The organism is Desulfovibrio sp. JC010, assembly GCF_010470675.1.
Taxonomy (GTDB): domain Bacteria; phylum Desulfobacterota; class Desulfovibrionia; order Desulfovibrionales; family Desulfovibrionaceae; genus Maridesulfovibrio.
The window spans coordinates 280,890-296,484 of record NZ_VOIQ01000002.1 but is presented as its reverse complement, the minus strand read 5'-3'; the positions used below and the strand labels follow the sequence as shown (position 1 = coordinate 296,484).

The following is a 15,595-nucleotide window of genomic DNA, read 5'->3' as shown; positions in this document are numbered from 1 at the left end:
TTATTAAAACGTTTTGGGATTCTTAAACCCTTTTGGAAAAGGGTTTAAGCCCCCGGAGGGACCCGCGGTAGCGTCGCCGAAGGCATGTCTTTAAACACATCAAAGGGAACCCCGAATCGGAGTTCCCTTTGATTGTAGCTTTATGCTGTGATCTCCACTACTTGATGACGAGGTCGCCGAAGTAGGGGAAGTTCTGAACGTTGCAGATCTCTTCAGTGTTCATACCGTCCTTGGAAGCCCAGGACAGGTTCTGCCAGTGCAGGGGTACGAATGCTGCTTCGTCGTAGAGGATTTTTTCTACTTTCTGGAGCATTGCGTTGCGCTTGGCAAGGTCGGTTTCAGTCTGGGAGCCGATTACGAGGGAATCAACTTCCTGGTTGCAGTAGTTGCCGCTGTTGTACTGGCCGTAACCGGTTTCCTTGTTGGGGCACATGAGCAGGAACTCAGTGTAGTTGGCGGAGTCTTCGGTGTCAGGGTGCCAGCCGATCATCTGGATGTCGGCAACCTGAGCGTCGAACTGATCCCAGTACTGGGCTTTAGGCATGGTCTTCAGGCTGACCTTGATGCCGATTTTACCGAGCATGGAAACAAATGCTTCCGCGATCTTTTCATCATTAACGTAACGGTTGTTGGGTGCGATCATGGTGCACTCAAAACCGTTTTCGTAACCGGCTTCTTTCATGAGCTGTTTGGCCTTTTCAAGGTCGAAGCGGGGCTTGAGCTCAGCATTGTAGCCTGCGAAGCCTTCGGGACCCTGCTGTGCTGCAACAGTGGCGAAACCTTTCATGACTTTATTAACAATACCGGTGTTATCGGTAGCGTATACGATAGCCTGACGAACCTTGGGGTTCTGGAAAGGCTTCTGGCGTTTCTGGTTCAGCTGGAAGGTGATGATGCGGGAACCGGACATGGTTACCAGCTGCAGACCTTCGGTGGAATCTACGCGCTTCAGATCCTGCGGGGGAACGGGCATGATGAAATCAACATCGCCGGAGAGCAGGGCTGCCACACGGGTAGCGTCGTTTTTAATGGGGGTCAGGATGATGGTATCCACGTTACCTGCTTTGTCCCAGTATTCGGGGAAAGCTTTGAAGACTACGCGTACGCCCTGTTCACGTTCGGCAACCATGTATTTACCGGTACCGGATTCGTTAACATTGGCGAAAGAGGGGCCGGTCTTGACGATGGCGTCTTTGGGCTGGCCGGATTCGTCTTTGCCGGTGTAGAACTTGCTGTCCATGGGGAAAATGTAGGTAGCCATGTTCAGCAGCAGACCGTAAGGCTCTTTGGTGATGATGTCCACGGTGTTGGTATCGACAACTTTAGCGGGAGCGAAAGGTTCGAACAGACCTTTGTAGTCTATACTCTTTTTGAGGCGTTCGATGGTCCAGACAACGTCTTCAGCGGTAAAAGGGTTGCCGGAATGAAATTTTACGCCCTTGCGCAGGTGAAAACGCATGGTTTTGTCATCAATACGTTCCCATTTTTCAGCAAGACGAGGCTCGAAGGAACCGTCTTTGGCCCAGCGTACGAGAGGATCGAAAACCATGTGGGAGTACTGGAGCATACCACCGGAAAGCTGTACATGAGGGTCAAGGGAGACAGGGTCGGCATCCATGGCCAGTTTCAGGGTTTTACCTGCTGCGGCAGCGGGAGCTGCTTCAGTGGTTTCCTTTTTGGCAGGGGCCTCTTCTTTTTTTTCCGCGCTGCACCCGGCAAGGCCGAGGCTCAGAATAGCAACAAGCGCAAGAAACAGTAATGAACGTTTCATCCTCACACTCCTTAGAAAGGGTAAAAACTGTGATAAAAGCACCAAGCACCATTTTTCAGGAACACCCCTGAAATAGGCGCACGTCGAAATGAGTATTATAACCGTTAAAACAGTTATAGCCTACGGCTTCCCCTTGCCGTATGCGGTTAATATTATTACACTTGAATCAGATTTTTCTCAAATTTTTAACGTGCTGAAATGTTTCGCAAAAAATAATTTATTAACGCTGGTGTCAAAATAGGCACATAAAAATGCAGAATTCATGAAAATAAAAAAATATAATTCGAAAAATTGGCTGTTGATCCTGATTTTACTTGTTTTTATTCTTAACGGTTGCGCATCCTTGAACCCTTTCGGGGATTCAATTGCCGAATATGACATGGATGGAAAGCATGAAATCAGCCTTGGATTGATGCCCGGAGAAAAGCTGGCTTTCGAAATGCGAAACCCCGGCTCTGGCGGGTATCAGTTTGACGGTGTTTCATTCGACCCGGAACTGGTCACTCTGGATAAGTTCAAGATTTTGAAATCTGATTCCGGCCTGATGGGGGATTTCGGCCGTTGGCGGTTTGAATTCACCACCGTAGGACTGGGGAATGCACCGGTCATCATTAATATAAAAAGGGCGGGTGAAGAGACCCGCGACGCCTACAAGGTAATCAACATGGATATAACCAAGGACGGGCCGCCGTTCTGGACATGGTAATAAAACTTCGCAGCCGGGAATGATCCTGTTTACAGCGGTGGCGGTGCAAAATCCGGATCGTCCATGGAAATACGGTCAAAATCCTTGTTTATGGAATGTCCGTGCTGGTTAAGAATGGTCGTGGATGAGAATGACTTGACGACCAGATAGTCTGTTCCGTCTATATCCAGCAGGCCGGTGTTGCTCTTGTAGCTCTGTTCGTACCATTTGCGGCAGTCGCGGCAGGCGTCGATGTCGTCGTATTTACCGGTTTCCTGACAATGGAAAGTCTGCAACCGTTTACCGGACAGGAACACATCCTCAAAGGACTGGGTGAAAATATTGCCGACGTTCAGAGTGCCGCATACACAGCTTATGGCATCACCGTTACTCTTGATGGTAAGATAACCGGGCAGGCGGTTGCAGAAATGGCGTTCCATGCCGATCTGTTCGATTTCATCGTCGCGTGAAGTGTCCTTGTCTTTAGTGTAGTCCCGAAATCGTTGGATAAATACTCGGTCAACCTTGTGAGCCCACTGGCGGCAGAAATCGTGTAGCTCCGGCGAATTGAGAGGTGCGTTGCAGAAGGAAACCGCAAAGGTCGGTCTTTGAGCCTTGCCTTTGAAGCGCGCTATGAAGGCTTCGAGGTTTTCCGTGACCACGCGCAGGTCGCCGCCTTTGCGGAATTTAGCATACATCTCGGGAGACGACGCATCTATGCTGACGTTGATATCCTTGATGTTGGCCTCGGCCAGCAGATCTGCGCGACGTCCTGACAGGAGTGAACCGTTGGTATTTAATTTGACCGCAAATCCGTAATCATTGATCAGCTTCAAGGTCTGCTCGAAATGAGGGTACATGAGCGGTTCGCCGTATCCCTGAGGTTGGACCATGATCTCGCTTTTGTCGATGGAACGGCCCGTGATGCGTTCGATGCTTTCCAGTCCCTGCCCGACCTTGATAAGTACCGCTTCGATATCCTCAAGGGGAATATGGAATTTTCCCGCATCCGGTACCCAGGTTCTACAGTGGTGGCATTTGTAATTGCAGTAGTTGGAAACATCAATATACAGATATTTCAGTTCGACGAATCTAGCGAGGTCCGCTATTTTCTTCTGGGCTATTTTGAGTCGGGCATAGGTGTCGATATCTACGTTTTGGTCAGGTCGAACGATATGATCCGGATCTGTCAATGGGGATTCCGCTTCGATGATGGCCCCGATCAATTCTTTGTTAAGCGGTTCCTTTTGCAGTGCATGGCCAAGAACGCGCAATGCACTGTCCCTGTCTCCTTCTGTGCACAATCTGCGGCCCTCTTCAAGGCTTTCAGTTACGGATTTTTTCATCTGGCATTCGTCCTTGTCGAGGGTTCGGATTCAGGGTTGTTTCAAAAAGAGAACCTGTCAGTAATTCAACTGATAATTATCCGAAAGGCTGTATGTAGTCAAACTGCAACGTTTAATTTCGAGGGATGTAAATTCATCCATCTGGTTGAGATTATGTTGTATTTGAACAAAACGCAGGCTGGTCAAGCTGCTATGAAAAGAAAATACCCCCGCAAAGTCTGAATAGAAATTGCGGGGGTATTGATTTTAGTATGTGACGAGGACTTGTTTTACTCAAACCGCTGATCGGTCTTGGTCAGATCATAGTCCAGCAGTGTTGTGCCGGGGCAGATGGCGGCGATCATCTTGACCGGACTCATATATAGTGTGGTCCAATCAAAAGTCAGCTTCAGGGTCCGCTCATTCAGCTCATCGAATTTGACCAGCATGGGGCGGATGTTTTTCTCCTTCACCTTTTTCTTGGTGGTGTGGGAGACGATATATTCATCCGATGTGGCGTATTCCCGCAGACGGTCCATTTTGTCTTTGGCGTCTTCGTCGTAACAGGTGAAGATCAGGGTGAAATCTTCCACTTCAGGATGCTTCTGCTTTTTGGACAGGGTCAGCGGATCAGCACCTACAATCTTCATGCCCATGGGCATCTGTTTGTTGAGGCGATCCACCAGATCCTGCGCGCTGATTTCAGTGCGCAGCATGATGTTCATCCATTCTTTCATACTTTCCACACCCACAGGCAGGGCGCGCCCGAAGGACATGCGCGGCATGGGGTGGAAACCCTGCGAGAAGGTCAGCGGAAGTTCGGCGCGGCGCATGGCCCGTTCAATTACGGGCTGCAGGTCCAGCTGTGAAAGGTAGGCCGAAGTCCCGGTCTTGGTATACCAGAGGCGGAAATGGCTGCCCTTGATGCCGAGGTCCGGTTTTTCTTCCTGTACGAAAGGCGGAACATCCCCGGCCTGATCGCGGGTTTCAAAGACCATCTTGGGACGCAGGTCCATGGTTTCGGCCTGTTTTTTGAGCAGGGATTTACGGCCGTCAAAGTTACAGACCCCGCAATTGCGGCACTCTTCGTAACGGCAGTCCCCGGTGATTTTTTCGGACAGGCTGCGTTCAAGTTCGGTGAGCAGGAATTTTTTGCTGACTCCGGCGGAGAGGTGGTCCCACGGCAGACGTGCGTCGTGCTCACGTGCTCCGGTGAATTCTTCAGGATCAAGTCCTTCCTCTTCCATGGCCTCAAGGAAAGGCTCAAGTTTGAAGTGGTCCTTCCAGCTGGAGAAAAGGGCACCTTTTTTATAAACCCTTTCAACTACTGGGCCGAGCCTGCGGTCACCGCGTGAGAAAATACCTTCAAGGAAGGTCATCTTCGGGATATGGGATTTCATCCTGATGCGTTTCTGTTTATCAAACCGTTCACGCATGTAGTCCAGACGTTCGCCGATTTCTTCCAGTGAAATCTGGCGTTCCCACTGGAAAGGCGTGTGCGGCTTGGGCACAAAGGGCGAAACCGCAGCGGTGATGTTCAGCTTCTTGATATGTCTGCCGGCTACATCGCGGACTTTTACGCACAGGTCCACGATGGCATCGAGATCTTCAAAGGTCTCGGTAGGCAGACCTATCATGAAGTAGAGCTTGATGTTCTGCCAGCCGTTTTCATAAAGCATGAGCGCGTGGTCCAGCAGGGCCTCTTCGGTGATGCCCTTGTTGATCACATCACGCATGCGCTGGCTTCCGGCTTCGGGCGCAAGTGTGGCTCCGGTGCGGCGGATGGTGGCGATACGTTCCATGATCGGCTCGGAAAGGGAACCGACACGCAGGGACGGCAGTGAAATGGAGATCTGCTCGGCAGCACAGTTATCGAATGATTTGGCGAAAAGAGTATCCAGCGCGGAGTAGTCCCCGGTGCTCAGCGAGAGAAAGGACGTCTCTTCATATCCGGTTTCTTCCAGCCCTTCCATCAATGTCTTGGTCAGGGTTTCCGGGGTGCGTTCGCGTACCGGGCGGTAGATGATCCCGGCCTGACAGAAGCGGCAGCCGCGGGTGCAGCCACGGGCGATCTCCATGGTCAATCGGTCATGGATGACCTGACCGTAAGGCAGAATCTGTTCCTTGGGAAAAGGGATGGGTTCGAAATCTTCCACCACCGCTTTTTCCACAAAGAAGTCGCCGGGATTCTCAGGATCGAAAAATTCAGGAATATAAATTCCGGGCAGCTCGGCCAGCTTTTCAAGACGTGCTTTACGTCCCAGACCTGCTTCCTTGCACTGGGCAATAACTTCCATGACTTTGATGATGGATTCTTCGCCGTCACCGAGCATGATAACGTCAAAGAAATCCGCCACAGGTTCGGCGTTGAAGCAGGCTCCGCCACCGCCGATGACCAGCGGGCAGGAATCGTCGCGGTCTACCGCTCTAAGTGGAATTCCGGCAAGGTCGAGCATGAAGAGCACATTGGTGTAGCAAAGCTCATGGGTCAGGCTGACCGAGAAAATATCCACATCTTTTAGCGGGGTGTCGCTTTCAAGGGTGGCCAGCAATTCGCCGTGCTCACGCATGATTTCTGCGGTTTCCAGACAGGGGGTATAAGCCCGTTCTGCGTAGAATTCTGCACGCTTGTTGACGATCTCATACAGAATCTTCTGGCCGAGATAGGACATGCCGATCTCATAAAGATCCGGGAAACCAATGGCAATATGAGCCTTGACCTTAGCAGGGTCCTTGTGGACCGAACCCCATTCAGACCCAAGATAACGGGTAGGACGAGGCAAGAGAGGAAGCAGCTTTTTCAAAAGTACACCCTGAGATTTGATGCGCTACGCGCTTTTTATGAAAAAACTTTGCCTCCGGCGGCCAAAGAAACTTTTTGGAAAAAGTTTCTCTGGACTCTTCAAAAACTTTTATTAGGGCTTCGCCGTTTTTATATTCGAAGAGCGTCTTAGTGCGCTAATTGCGAAGCATACTAAAAAGTTTTGAGGGGATGGGGTCTGGGGAAGGGGAACTTTTCCAAAAGTTCCCCTTCCCCAGCCGCCGGAGGCATTAAAAACTATTTCTTCAAAAGTTCAGAAATATCGGAAACGTTACCGCCGCCCATTCCTGATCCCATGCCGCCGAGGCCTCCGGAGGAGAGGGTCAGGTTGCTGGAAGCTTCGAGGTACTTGGTGGAAACATCTTCGGGACAGTTCTTGTACTCGTAAATGATGTGGCGGCCGTCGATTTCGCCTTCGATTTCGTTATCAAAGGGGTAGCCGAAGGGCAGGATCATCATCTGTACGCCCTGCTGTGCGGGAACGGTCTGGAGCACTGCGGGATCAGTGATTTTGTTGTTTGCTTCGTCCCACTTACCGATAACCATGTCGCCGTTGATCAGTTTGAAAAGCTTTACATCGTAAGCCATTAGAATTCTCCTTGTCAGGCTGCGCGAAGTCCGGCGCGGTCGGCCTGTTTAAATTGCATTGGAAAAAAAAGACCGGACGGGTTTTATAAAATCCGGTTCCGGTTCACTGGTTGCCTTTCCCGGCAACTCGTAAGAATTAGTGCCAGAAGTGCGGTGTGTCAAGGCTTGAGGGGAATGTGAATGTAAATAGAAATGATGTTTTCAAGGGGTGCTTAAATCTATTTAAGTTTGAGCAGTTCTTTGTGGCGAAAACAGCTGATTAGATGATCGTTAACCATTCCGGTGGCCTGCATGTATGCATAGCAGATGGTCGGTCCCACGAAATTGAATCCGCGTTTTTTAAGCACGGTCAGCCATGAGAGTCCGGCCTGCGCGCCTTCAAGGGTGAGGAATTCAAAGTGACGGCGGTCATCATGCAGGGGTACGCCCCATTCGGTGTCGTGGTAGGTTGTTTCGAGTTCGTGGTTTGCCCAGTGGCAGCGGTGTTGGGACATGGGGTGGCTCCTGTTTTTGTTGAGGGAAATGGTATGCGGATCAGTGGGGGAATTCAATAGGGGATATTTTGAAAAGCCGCAAAAACTCCCCGCATCGGCACACCATGCGCCGGACGGGGAGTTTTGGGGGTACGGAAGTTAAATGAGCAAACTTCCGCTAGGAGTTTCTACAGATATGAGAAGTTCTCAGTGATCTGATGAAATCATGTTGTTTCAGGGCTGGCGTTTAAATTGCGGTGCGGCTTTTTGACCATGAATATTGCCGCCGCGCCGATGAAGCAGCAGACTCCGCAGATGGTGAAAGCCAGCGGGAAGTTGCCCATGTCGCCCAGCACTCCGCCGAGCATGGGACCGCCGATGCCGCCTGCTCCGTAGGCGAGGAAGATGTACGGGTAGTTCTGGCCCACGCTTTTGGTGCCGAAGGTGTCGGCAGTGATAGTGGGGAAGAGGGCGAAGTTGCCGCCGAAGTTGAAGCCGATGATGGTCGCGCCCACGTAGAGCAGGAATGCGTTTCCGGCCATTCCGGTGAAGGCGAGCAGGGTCGCGCCCTGAATGGCGGTCATAAGCAGGATGGAACGCTTGCGCCCCAGCTTGTCACTCATGGTACCCCAGATGATGCGGCCCAGTCCGTTGGCGAGGCTGAAAAATACAGCCATGGCAGTTCCGGCTATGGCGCTGGCTTCCGCAATGGTATGCCCGGATGCCTGCAATGCTTCCATGGGATAAAGTTTCATCAGTCCGATGGACATGAGTCCGGCTGCGGCACTGAAGGTGAATGTGGCAAAGATGAGATAGAATTGCGGTGTTTTGAGCATTTCAGTGGTGCTGAAATTTTCTTCCTCAGCATCGTTGGCTGCTGCCGGGTTTGTTTCAGGGTGATAGCCTTCTGGAACCCAGCCTTCCGGGGGAAAGCGCATCCAGATACCGCCTGCGGCAATCATCAAACAGAATATCAGGCCGTAGAGTGAGAAAGTGGAGGAAAGGCCGATGGTGCCGATGAGGTTGCCCCATGCCCCGGCCAGTTTGACCCAGGCCATGGCTCCAAATCCGAATCCGGCAACGGCCAGACCGGTGATGAATCCTTTTTTATCCGGAAACCAGCGCATGCCTACTGCGATGGGCACCACGTAACCGAGACCGATCCCGGCCCCGCCGATGAGTCCGATGAATATGCACAGGGCCGTAAAACTGGTTCCGCCGATGAGTCCCGCAAAGGCATAGCCCGCGCCCAGTACCAGCGCGCTCAAAAATGATAGTTTCGTGGGGCCCCACTTTGCGAGTTTTTTTCCGGCCCAGACCATGGAAATCGCAAAGCTGACCAGCCCGATGGAAAAAACCACCTGAGTCTGGAATTTGCTCCATCCGGCCTCAATCAGCGAGGGGGTGAATACCGACCATGCATAGATCGCACCCAGTGCCAGCTGCATGAGGATTGCGCCCACTACGGCAAACCATCTGTTCATCACTTTTGTTTCACTCATTCTGCCCCCGATGTTGAAGTTGATCTTTTCGCTGTGTTATCGAATCCGGGTTTTTCTGCTGTTTTCCTTATCCGTGCAGTTATAAAAGCATGGCTGGGGTTTTGCTGCATTCTATTTTCGGTGAACGGGAATAAATCGGCGATTTCCGTATCCCGTCCGGCTGATCTGCCGTCTGCCCATTAAATTTGTCCGTTTACGGCTGCGGGTGCTTGATGAAAGTGCCTTCTTCATATTCCTGAAAAGCTTTTTCCAGTTCTTCGGCGGTGTGCATGACGATAGGGCCGCGCCAGTATATCATTTCATTGATTGGTTTCCCGGTCAGCAGTAGGAAACTGAGCGGAGTGTCGTCTGCATTTATGATCAGCTGGTCACCATCTTCAAAAAGGACCAGTGAGCGGTTTTCCACTGGCTGGTCGTTTACGGTGCCTTCCCCGGATGTGATATAAATGAAGGCCGTGTATCCGCGTTTGGTGGGGTGTGTGAATTCAAACCCTGCGGGAATTGTAACATCCAGATATTCGGGGTCGATACCGATGCCTTCAGCCGGACCTTTTACTCCGTCCACTTCCCCGGCAATGATTTTGATGCTGCTGCCGTCTTCGCGTTTTACCACGGGAATTTCGTATGATTCGATTTCCCTGTATTCAGGGTCGACCATTTTGTTTTCAGAGCTGAGATTGGCCCAGAGCTGGAAACCGTGCATGGAGCCGTTCCCATCTCCCTTGGGCATTTCCTGATGGATAATGCCGCTTCCGGCAGTCATCCACTGCACACTTCCCGCTTTGGTCACAGCTTTATTGCCGAGACTGTCTCCGTGTTCCACGTCCCCTTTTAAAAGATAGGTGATTGTTTCAATGCCCCGGTGCGGATGCCACGGAAAGCCTTTGAGATAGTCTTCGGGATTGTCGGAACGGAAGTCGTCCAGCATGAGGAAAGGATCGAAAAGGGAGGCTTCAAAGTAACCGAAGGCCCGGTGCAGTTTTACCCCGGCTCCCTCATGTACAGGTTCGCCGTAAAATATCTGCTGTATTTCGCGCCGCATTGCTCACTCCTGTGTGTGGTGGGATTATTATTTCCCATGGTAACAGTATGGAGTGGATTTGCAAGGGCGGGAGACAAAAAAATAGACCGGAATACACGATGCTTCCATAGCCACCTTCCAAAATAGATTAGAAGCATTTTTCGCATATCCCGGTCTCATCCGGTCAGGCTGTCGATAAAGCGCCATCTGCGTCGTTGCTGCGAAAAACACTGAAACTCACGTATGTCTGGATACGCTTCGTTCCAGTGTTTTTCTTGCGCCTAGCATCTGGCACTTTCTAAGCAGCCTGTTTCGTACGCTTGAAGCTGCTGAACTATTGCCCGGTCCTTATGCAGAACCGGGCAACTTCCGGGCAACCTTTTGCCATACTTATGGATTCATTATTTCTTCATAACCTTCGATGAGATCGGTCACTACTGAAGGATCAGCCAGTGTCGAAGTGTCGCCGAGGTTCGAAGTATCGCCTTCTACAATCTTGCGCAGGATTCGGCGCATGATCTTGCCGGAGCGGGTCTTGGGCAGGGAGGGAGCGAACTGGATCACTTCCGGTGCCGCCAGAGGTCCGATCTCCTTGCGCACATGCATGCGCAGTTCTTTGATCAGGTCGTCATCTTCATCGTATTCCGCTTTGAGGGTTACGTATGCGTAGATGGACTGGCCTTTTACCTCATGCGGCATGCCGACAACAGCAGCTTCGGAGGTTGCAGGGTGGGATACCAGTGCGGATTCGATTTCAGCGGTTCCGAGCCTGTGGCCGGAAACGTTGATTACGTCATCCACGCGGCCCATGATCCAGAAATAGCCGTCTTCATCCCTGCGTGCTCCGTCACCGGATTCGTAGGTTCCGGGGAAGCCTTCAAAGTACTGCTGCTTGAATCTTTCCTGATTGCCCCAGACCCCGCGCAGCATGCCGGGCCACGGTTTACGGATAACCAGGAAACCGCCTTCGTTGGGACCGACTTCTTCGCCGTGGCGGTCCACAATTGCCGCATCAATGCCGGGCAGCGGGAGGGTTGCCGAGCCGGGCTTGAGCGGGGTGGCGTAGGGCAGGGGAGAAAGGACGTGTCCGCCTGTTTCCGTCTGCCACCAGGTATCAACGATGGGCAGTTTTTCGGCACCGATGTTTTCGTGGTACCACATCCATGCTTCGGGGTTGATGGGTTCCCCGACTGTGCCGAGAATGCGCAGGCTGGAGAGATCGTATTTCTTGGTCCACTGATCGCCTTCCTTCATGAGTGCGCGGATGGCGGTGGGCGCGGTGTAGAAAATATTAACGCGGAATTTTTCGCAGACTTGCCAGAACCTTGCCGGGTCCGGATAAGTGGGTACGGATTCGAACATAATGCTGGTGGCACCGAGGGCCAGCGGTCCATAGACAATGTAGGAGTGTCCGGTTACCCAGCCGATGTCGGCGGTGCACCAGTGTACATCGTCATCTTTAAGGTCGAATACCCACTGGCAGGTATGGGCGGCGTAGGTCATGTAACCGCCGGTGGTGTGGAAAACGCCTTTGGGTTTGCCGGTACTGCCGGAGGTGTAGAGGATGAAGAGCGGATCTTCGGAATCCATCAGCTCGTAGGGGCAGTTGTCGGTAATTTCCGGGTCTTCCATGAGCTCGGCCCAGAGACGGTCACGCCCTTCGACCATTTCAATCTCATTGTTGGCGCGGGGCACAACAATGCACTGCTCAACAGAGGGGCACTCCTTGAGTGCTTCATCGGAGTTGGGCTTGAGCGGGATTTTACGTCCGCCGCGCAGTACTCCGTCCCCGGTGATGTGGACTTTTGCACCGCAGTCATTGATGCGGTCACGCAGGCTGTTGGAACTAAAACCCGCAAAAATGATGGAGTGGGGTGCGCCGATGCGGGTACAGGCCAGCATGGCGATGGCCAGTTCCGGGATCATGGGCAGGTAGATAGAAACGCGGTCGCCTTTCTGCACGCCCAGTTTTTTTAGTACGTTGGCAAAGCGGCATACTTCGCGGTGAAGCATGTCGTAGGTGTAGACTTTTACTTCATGATCTTCCTCGCCCTGCCAGATGAGCGCGGCCTTGTTGCGGCGGCCGTTTTCAATGTGGCGGTCAAGGCAGTTGGCGGAGGCGTTGAGTTTGCCGCCTTCGAACCATTTAATTTCCGGCTTGTCGAAATCGTAGTCAAGAACGTTGTCCCACTTCTTGTCCCAGGTGAGCAGTTCATCAGCGCGTTCAGCCCAGAATCCTTCCATGTCGTTGATGGAACGGTCATAGATGGCTTTGTACTCTTCAAGGCTTTTCACGCATGCGCCGGGGAAATCGGCAGGAGGATTAAAGAGCCTGCTTTCTTTGGAGAGACTTTCAATTTTTTGTTCTTCAGTCATAAGGTGGCCTCCTGAGGGTGTTTTTTTTTAGTGCATTGTGTCAGCAGAAAATTTTTACCGGATGCTTGTAGTTATATACATTTTTAATCCCGCATGCACATGCTTTTCGATAAACGGCGCAATAAAATCACTCAACGGGAGCAAAAACCGTTTGGCGGAAACATCAAACCGTTTACCCGCAGAGATTACCGTTTGCTGTGAGTAGCATTGTCTTCAGAGTTACGGTATATACTTAAAAAAATACAAATTTACCAAACAAAGCGGCGAAGCTCTATTGAAAAAGTTTGGGATTCTTAAACCCTTTTTAAAGGGTTTAAGGCCCCCGGCAGGGCCCGCCGGGAGGCTCCCCGAAGGGCCGCCGGAGGCATTCTTATAATGAAAGCACTAGTTATAAATCTTACCCGTTTCGGGGACCTTTTGCAGACCCAGCCGGTAATCACTTCCCTTGCTGATCAGGGCTACGAAGTGGGTGTCATGTGTCTGAAAAATTTTGCCGGTACAACAAAGCTGCTGCGCAATGTTTCGCGTACATTTCCTTTGCCCGGAGCATCGCTGCTGGCCGGGCTTGACCGGGACTGGCGTGAGGCGATCAATATTTTTGAATCATACTGCACTGAAATCGAGAGTTCCTTCGACCCCGCGCTGATCATCAATCTGACTCCGTCCGTTCCGGCGCGGCTGATCACCCTTCGGCTGGGCAGGGACCGTCAGGTTCGCGGTTTTGCCATGGACGATCACGGGTTCAATGCTGATACCTCCCGCTGGGCCGGATTCCTGCAGATGGCTTCATCCAACCGCGGCTCCAGCCCGTTCAATGTGGTTGATCTTTTCAGCAAGGTGGCCGGGATTGATCGCCCCGCAGCTTATGAGCTGGCTGAGTCAACGCCTGAAATGAAGGTTGCGGCCCTGAAACTGCTGGAAAATCCGGCTCCCGGAGCTAAAGGTTTCGTGGGGTTCCAGCCTGGAGCAAGCGAAGACCGCAGACGCTGGCCTGTTGAATACTTCCGGGAACTGGGTTTAAAATTATGGAAGGAAAAACGCAGGGTTCCGGTACTGCTGGGTTCGGAAAGCGAGAAACCGCTCGGCAAGCGGATTCTGGACGGGGCAAAATTTCCGGCGGTCAATCTCATGGGCGGTACTTCTCTGGCGGAATTGGCTGCAGTGCTGCGCCGTCTGGATTTGCTGGTGACCAACGACACCGGAACCATGCATCTTGCTGCCGGATCGGGAACTCCGCTGGCGGCCATCTTTATGGCTACGGCCCAGCCGTGGGATACGGGCCCGGCCGCCGCGAACCTGTGCTGTTTTGAGCCGGACCTTGATTGCCATCCCTGCCCATTCGGACAGAAGTGCGTTTTTGATAATGCCTGCCGCCGGGAAGTAGGGCCGGAAGTTGTTTTTGATGCTGTCTCCTCTTTTATTGACAGCAGCGAGTGGCCGCATCTGGAAAACAGGGGAGTGCGCGCCTACCAGACCGGACGCGATGAACTGGGGTTTATTTCCCTGACCTCCCTTTCAGGGCATGAGCAGAGCGACCGCCACAAATGGATTGTGCTGCAACGGGAACTCTACCGTCGTTTTCTTGACGGAGAAAATTTTTCCACTGCTGCACAGAAGATAGAACTCTCCGCTGCGTTGCGGGAAAGATTGCTCGGAGCACTTGGTGATTGCCGGGAAATGTTGTTTCTGCTCAATAAGCAGGCCGTTCTACTTCAGGAAAATCCCATTGAGAGTATGAAAGTTAAATTTTTAGCTAACCTTCAAAGAATACAGGATATTCTTTCCTCTTGTTCGGAGCTCTCTGTGCTTTCCTCCATGTGGATGGTTGAGTCCAGAGCGCACGAAAGCATGGCCGGGCTGGTGGACCAGCTGGCCCATTACGCAGCACTGGTCACTGCCATGTCGGCTTCTGTTGAATAGTGATGGCATGACTCTTGAATGAAGTAGGGCGTACCGGACCAACCGGAAAAAATTACGTACCTAATTCAGGAGGAGAGTCACTATGATCGTTATCGATGGAACCAAAACTGATCTCGATATCAGAAGCTTTGAAAATCTCGAACAGGTTTTTGACAGGATGCTGGAGGACGGCCTCCTTAACGACCGCATCGTAACCGACGTTAAGGTCAACGATGAACCTTTCAGTGAAATTTACCCCAACCAGTCGGAAGATATCGAAACTTCCGAGATCGACAGCCTTGAAGTCATCAGCGCATCTGCTGTTGAAATGGCTTCCGCAATCACCCTTGAGCTTTACAAAGTCGTGCACATCATGGCCGGTGGCGGCAAGCAGGTAGCGGAACTTTTCAGACAGGCCGATGACGCCGAAGCACTTGAACTTTATCAGGACCTTCTTGATGTTGTCAGGGATTTCCTCGGTATGGTCGGTAGCCTGCGCGATCAGTTTTCCCTTAAACACAACGAAGAATTCGAAAGCGTTGTGGAAGATTTTTCCGGTCTTTTCACTGAAATGACCGAAGTCCTTGAAAACGAGGACTGGATTCTGCTGGCTGATTTGCTTGAATATGAATTCCTGCCTTCCGTTGAAAAATGGAAGAATGTTATCTCCGGTATTCGCGAGGATCTCAGGGAGGTAGCCAAGAGGTAATTGCTATGGCTGAAACCTTGGAACTTCTGGATCAGGCTCTTGAAATCGGACACGAGGAGCTGAGATTTCTTGTGGCAGGAGAGGTGGACGATGCCTTTGACGCCGCAGAAAGGAGAGGTGTACTCACCACTCAGGCCCTTGAAACCAAAGAGAGCGTGAGTCTGGACCAGATTCTGGAAAAGCTTAACAAGCTTAAAAGCCTGCAGGGACAGCTTACTGCGGAAGCCAAAAGGCTCCGCGCATCCCTCGCGCAGGACATAGGGCGGGTTAAGAAGGAAAGCACCCGCTTCAAGGGGTACGGCAATGTCGCTCGCGGCACCCCCTTGATCGCCAATCGTTACATCAACAAGGTTGGTTAAACCGCAGGACGATACATAGACTATCCTTCTGCGTAACAACGGTACAATTATCCCCCGCTGATTTGA

Annotated in this window: 12 protein-coding genes; 4 read left to right on the top strand and 8 right to left on the bottom strand. The window is 51.8% G+C overall.

Features of this window, described 5'->3' with window-relative positions; all coding sequences use genetic code 11:
* Positions 1-157: 157 nt before the first annotated feature.
* The gene (locus FMR86_RS03540) at positions 158-1,771 is read right to left on the bottom strand and encodes an ABC transporter substrate-binding protein (RefSeq protein WP_163349700.1); all 1,614 of its coding nucleotides are present in this window, start codon (positions 1,769-1,771) and stop codon (positions 158-160) included.
* A gap of 262 nt (positions 1,772-2,033) precedes the next feature.
* On the opposite strand from FMR86_RS03540, the gene FMR86_RS03535 reads away from it, so the two are divergent.
* Positions 2,034-2,477, top strand: a complete 444-nt coding sequence (locus FMR86_RS03535) for a hypothetical protein (RefSeq protein WP_163349699.1) — start codon at positions 2,034-2,036, stop codon at positions 2,475-2,477.
* A 29-nt stretch (positions 2,478-2,506) separates the two neighbouring features.
* Here FMR86_RS03535 and FMR86_RS03530 read toward each other — a convergent pair whose 3' ends face one another.
* From FMR86_RS03530 to acs, 7 genes are all read right to left on the bottom strand, one after another.
* On the bottom strand, positions 2,507-3,802 hold the full coding sequence (locus FMR86_RS03530) for a radical SAM/SPASM domain-containing protein (RefSeq protein WP_163349698.1): 1,296 nt from the start codon (positions 3,800-3,802) through the stop codon (positions 2,507-2,509).
* Between the two features lie 269 nt (positions 3,803-4,071).
* A complete protein-coding gene (locus tag FMR86_RS03525) occupies positions 4,072-6,585 on the bottom strand; it encodes a TIGR03960 family B12-binding radical SAM protein (RefSeq protein WP_163349697.1) in 2,514 nt (837 codons plus the stop codon).
* Positions 6,586-6,839: 254 nt separating this feature from the next.
* Entirely contained in the window at positions 6,840-7,190 is a 351-nt protein-coding gene (locus FMR86_RS03520; RefSeq protein WP_163349696.1) for a hypothetical protein, read from the bottom strand.
* Positions 7,191-7,408: 218 nt separating this feature from the next.
* Positions 7,409-7,684, bottom strand: coding sequence for a DNA-3-methyladenine glycosylase I (locus tag FMR86_RS03515; RefSeq protein WP_163349695.1), 276 nt, complete (start codon positions 7,682-7,684; stop codon positions 7,409-7,411).
* Positions 7,685-7,887: 203 nt separating this feature from the next.
* The gene (locus FMR86_RS03510) at positions 7,888-9,165 is read right to left on the bottom strand and encodes an OFA family MFS transporter (protein WP_163349694.1); all 1,278 of its coding nucleotides are present in this window, start codon (positions 9,163-9,165) and stop codon (positions 7,888-7,890) included.
* Positions 9,166-9,358: 193 nt separating this feature from the next.
* A complete protein-coding gene (locus FMR86_RS03505) occupies positions 9,359-10,207 on the bottom strand; it encodes a pirin family protein (RefSeq protein ID WP_163349693.1) in 849 nt (282 codons plus the stop codon).
* A 369-nt stretch (positions 10,208-10,576) separates the two neighbouring features.
* Positions 10,577-12,562, bottom strand: a complete 1,986-nt coding sequence (acs, locus tag FMR86_RS03500) for an acetate--CoA ligase (RefSeq protein WP_163349692.1) — start codon at positions 12,560-12,562, stop codon at positions 10,577-10,579.
* Positions 12,563-12,937: 375 nt separating this feature from the next.
* Between acs and FMR86_RS03495 the strand changes: the two genes are divergently transcribed.
* The 3 genes from FMR86_RS03495 to FMR86_RS03485 all read left to right on the top strand — a co-directional run bounded on the left by FMR86_RS03495 (position 12,938) and on the right by FMR86_RS03485 (position 15,529).
* Positions 12,938-14,482, top strand: a complete 1,545-nt coding sequence (locus FMR86_RS03495; RefSeq protein WP_163349691.1) for a glycosyltransferase family 9 protein — start codon at positions 12,938-12,940, stop codon at positions 14,480-14,482.
* A gap of 82 nt (positions 14,483-14,564) precedes the next feature.
* Positions 14,565-15,170 carry a hypothetical protein gene (locus FMR86_RS03490; protein ID WP_163349690.1) on the top strand — a complete coding sequence of 202 codons (606 nt, stop codon included), beginning with the start codon at positions 14,565-14,567 and terminating at the stop codon, positions 15,168-15,170.
* Positions 15,171-15,175: 5 nt separating this feature from the next.
* A complete protein-coding gene (locus FMR86_RS03485; RefSeq protein ID WP_163349689.1) occupies positions 15,176-15,529 on the top strand; it encodes a hypothetical protein in 354 nt (117 codons plus the stop codon).
* Positions 15,530-15,595 lie beyond the last annotated feature (66 nt).

Excerpts from the sequence above, each read along its gene's own strand:
- FMR86_RS03540 (WP_163349700.1), bottom strand. The coding sequence starts at position 1,771 with ATGAAACGTTCATTACTGTTTCTTGCGCTTGTTGCTATTCTGAGCCTC.
- FMR86_RS03535 (WP_163349699.1), top strand. The coding sequence starts at position 2,034 with ATGAAAATAAAAAAATATAATTCGAAAAATTGGCTGTTGATCCTGATT.
- FMR86_RS03530 (WP_163349698.1), bottom strand. The coding sequence starts at position 3,802 with ATGAAAAAATCCGTAACTGAAAGCCTTGAAGAGGGCCGCAGATTGTGC.
- FMR86_RS03520 (WP_163349696.1), bottom strand. The coding sequence starts at position 7,190 with ATGGCTTACGATGTAAAGCTTTTCAAACTGATCAACGGCGACATGGTT.
- FMR86_RS03515 (WP_163349695.1), bottom strand. The coding sequence starts at position 7,684 with ATGTCCCAACACCGCTGCCACTGGGCAAACCACGAACTCGAAACAACC.
- FMR86_RS03510 (WP_163349694.1), bottom strand. The coding sequence starts at position 9,165 with ATGAGTGAAACAAAAGTGATGAACAGATGGTTTGCCGTAGTGGGCGCA.
- FMR86_RS03505 (WP_163349693.1), bottom strand. The coding sequence starts at position 10,207 with ATGCGGCGCGAAATACAGCAGATATTTTACGGCGAACCTGTACATGAG.
- acs (WP_163349692.1), bottom strand. The coding sequence starts at position 12,562 with ATGACTGAAGAACAAAAAATTGAAAGTCTCTCCAAAGAAAGCAGGCTC.
- FMR86_RS03495 (WP_163349691.1), top strand. The coding sequence starts at position 12,938 with ATGAAAGCACTAGTTATAAATCTTACCCGTTTCGGGGACCTTTTGCAG.
- FMR86_RS03490 (WP_163349690.1), top strand. The coding sequence starts at position 14,565 with ATGATCGTTATCGATGGAACCAAAACTGATCTCGATATCAGAAGCTTT.
- FMR86_RS03485 (WP_163349689.1), top strand. The coding sequence starts at position 15,176 with ATGGCTGAAACCTTGGAACTTCTGGATCAGGCTCTTGAAATCGGACAC.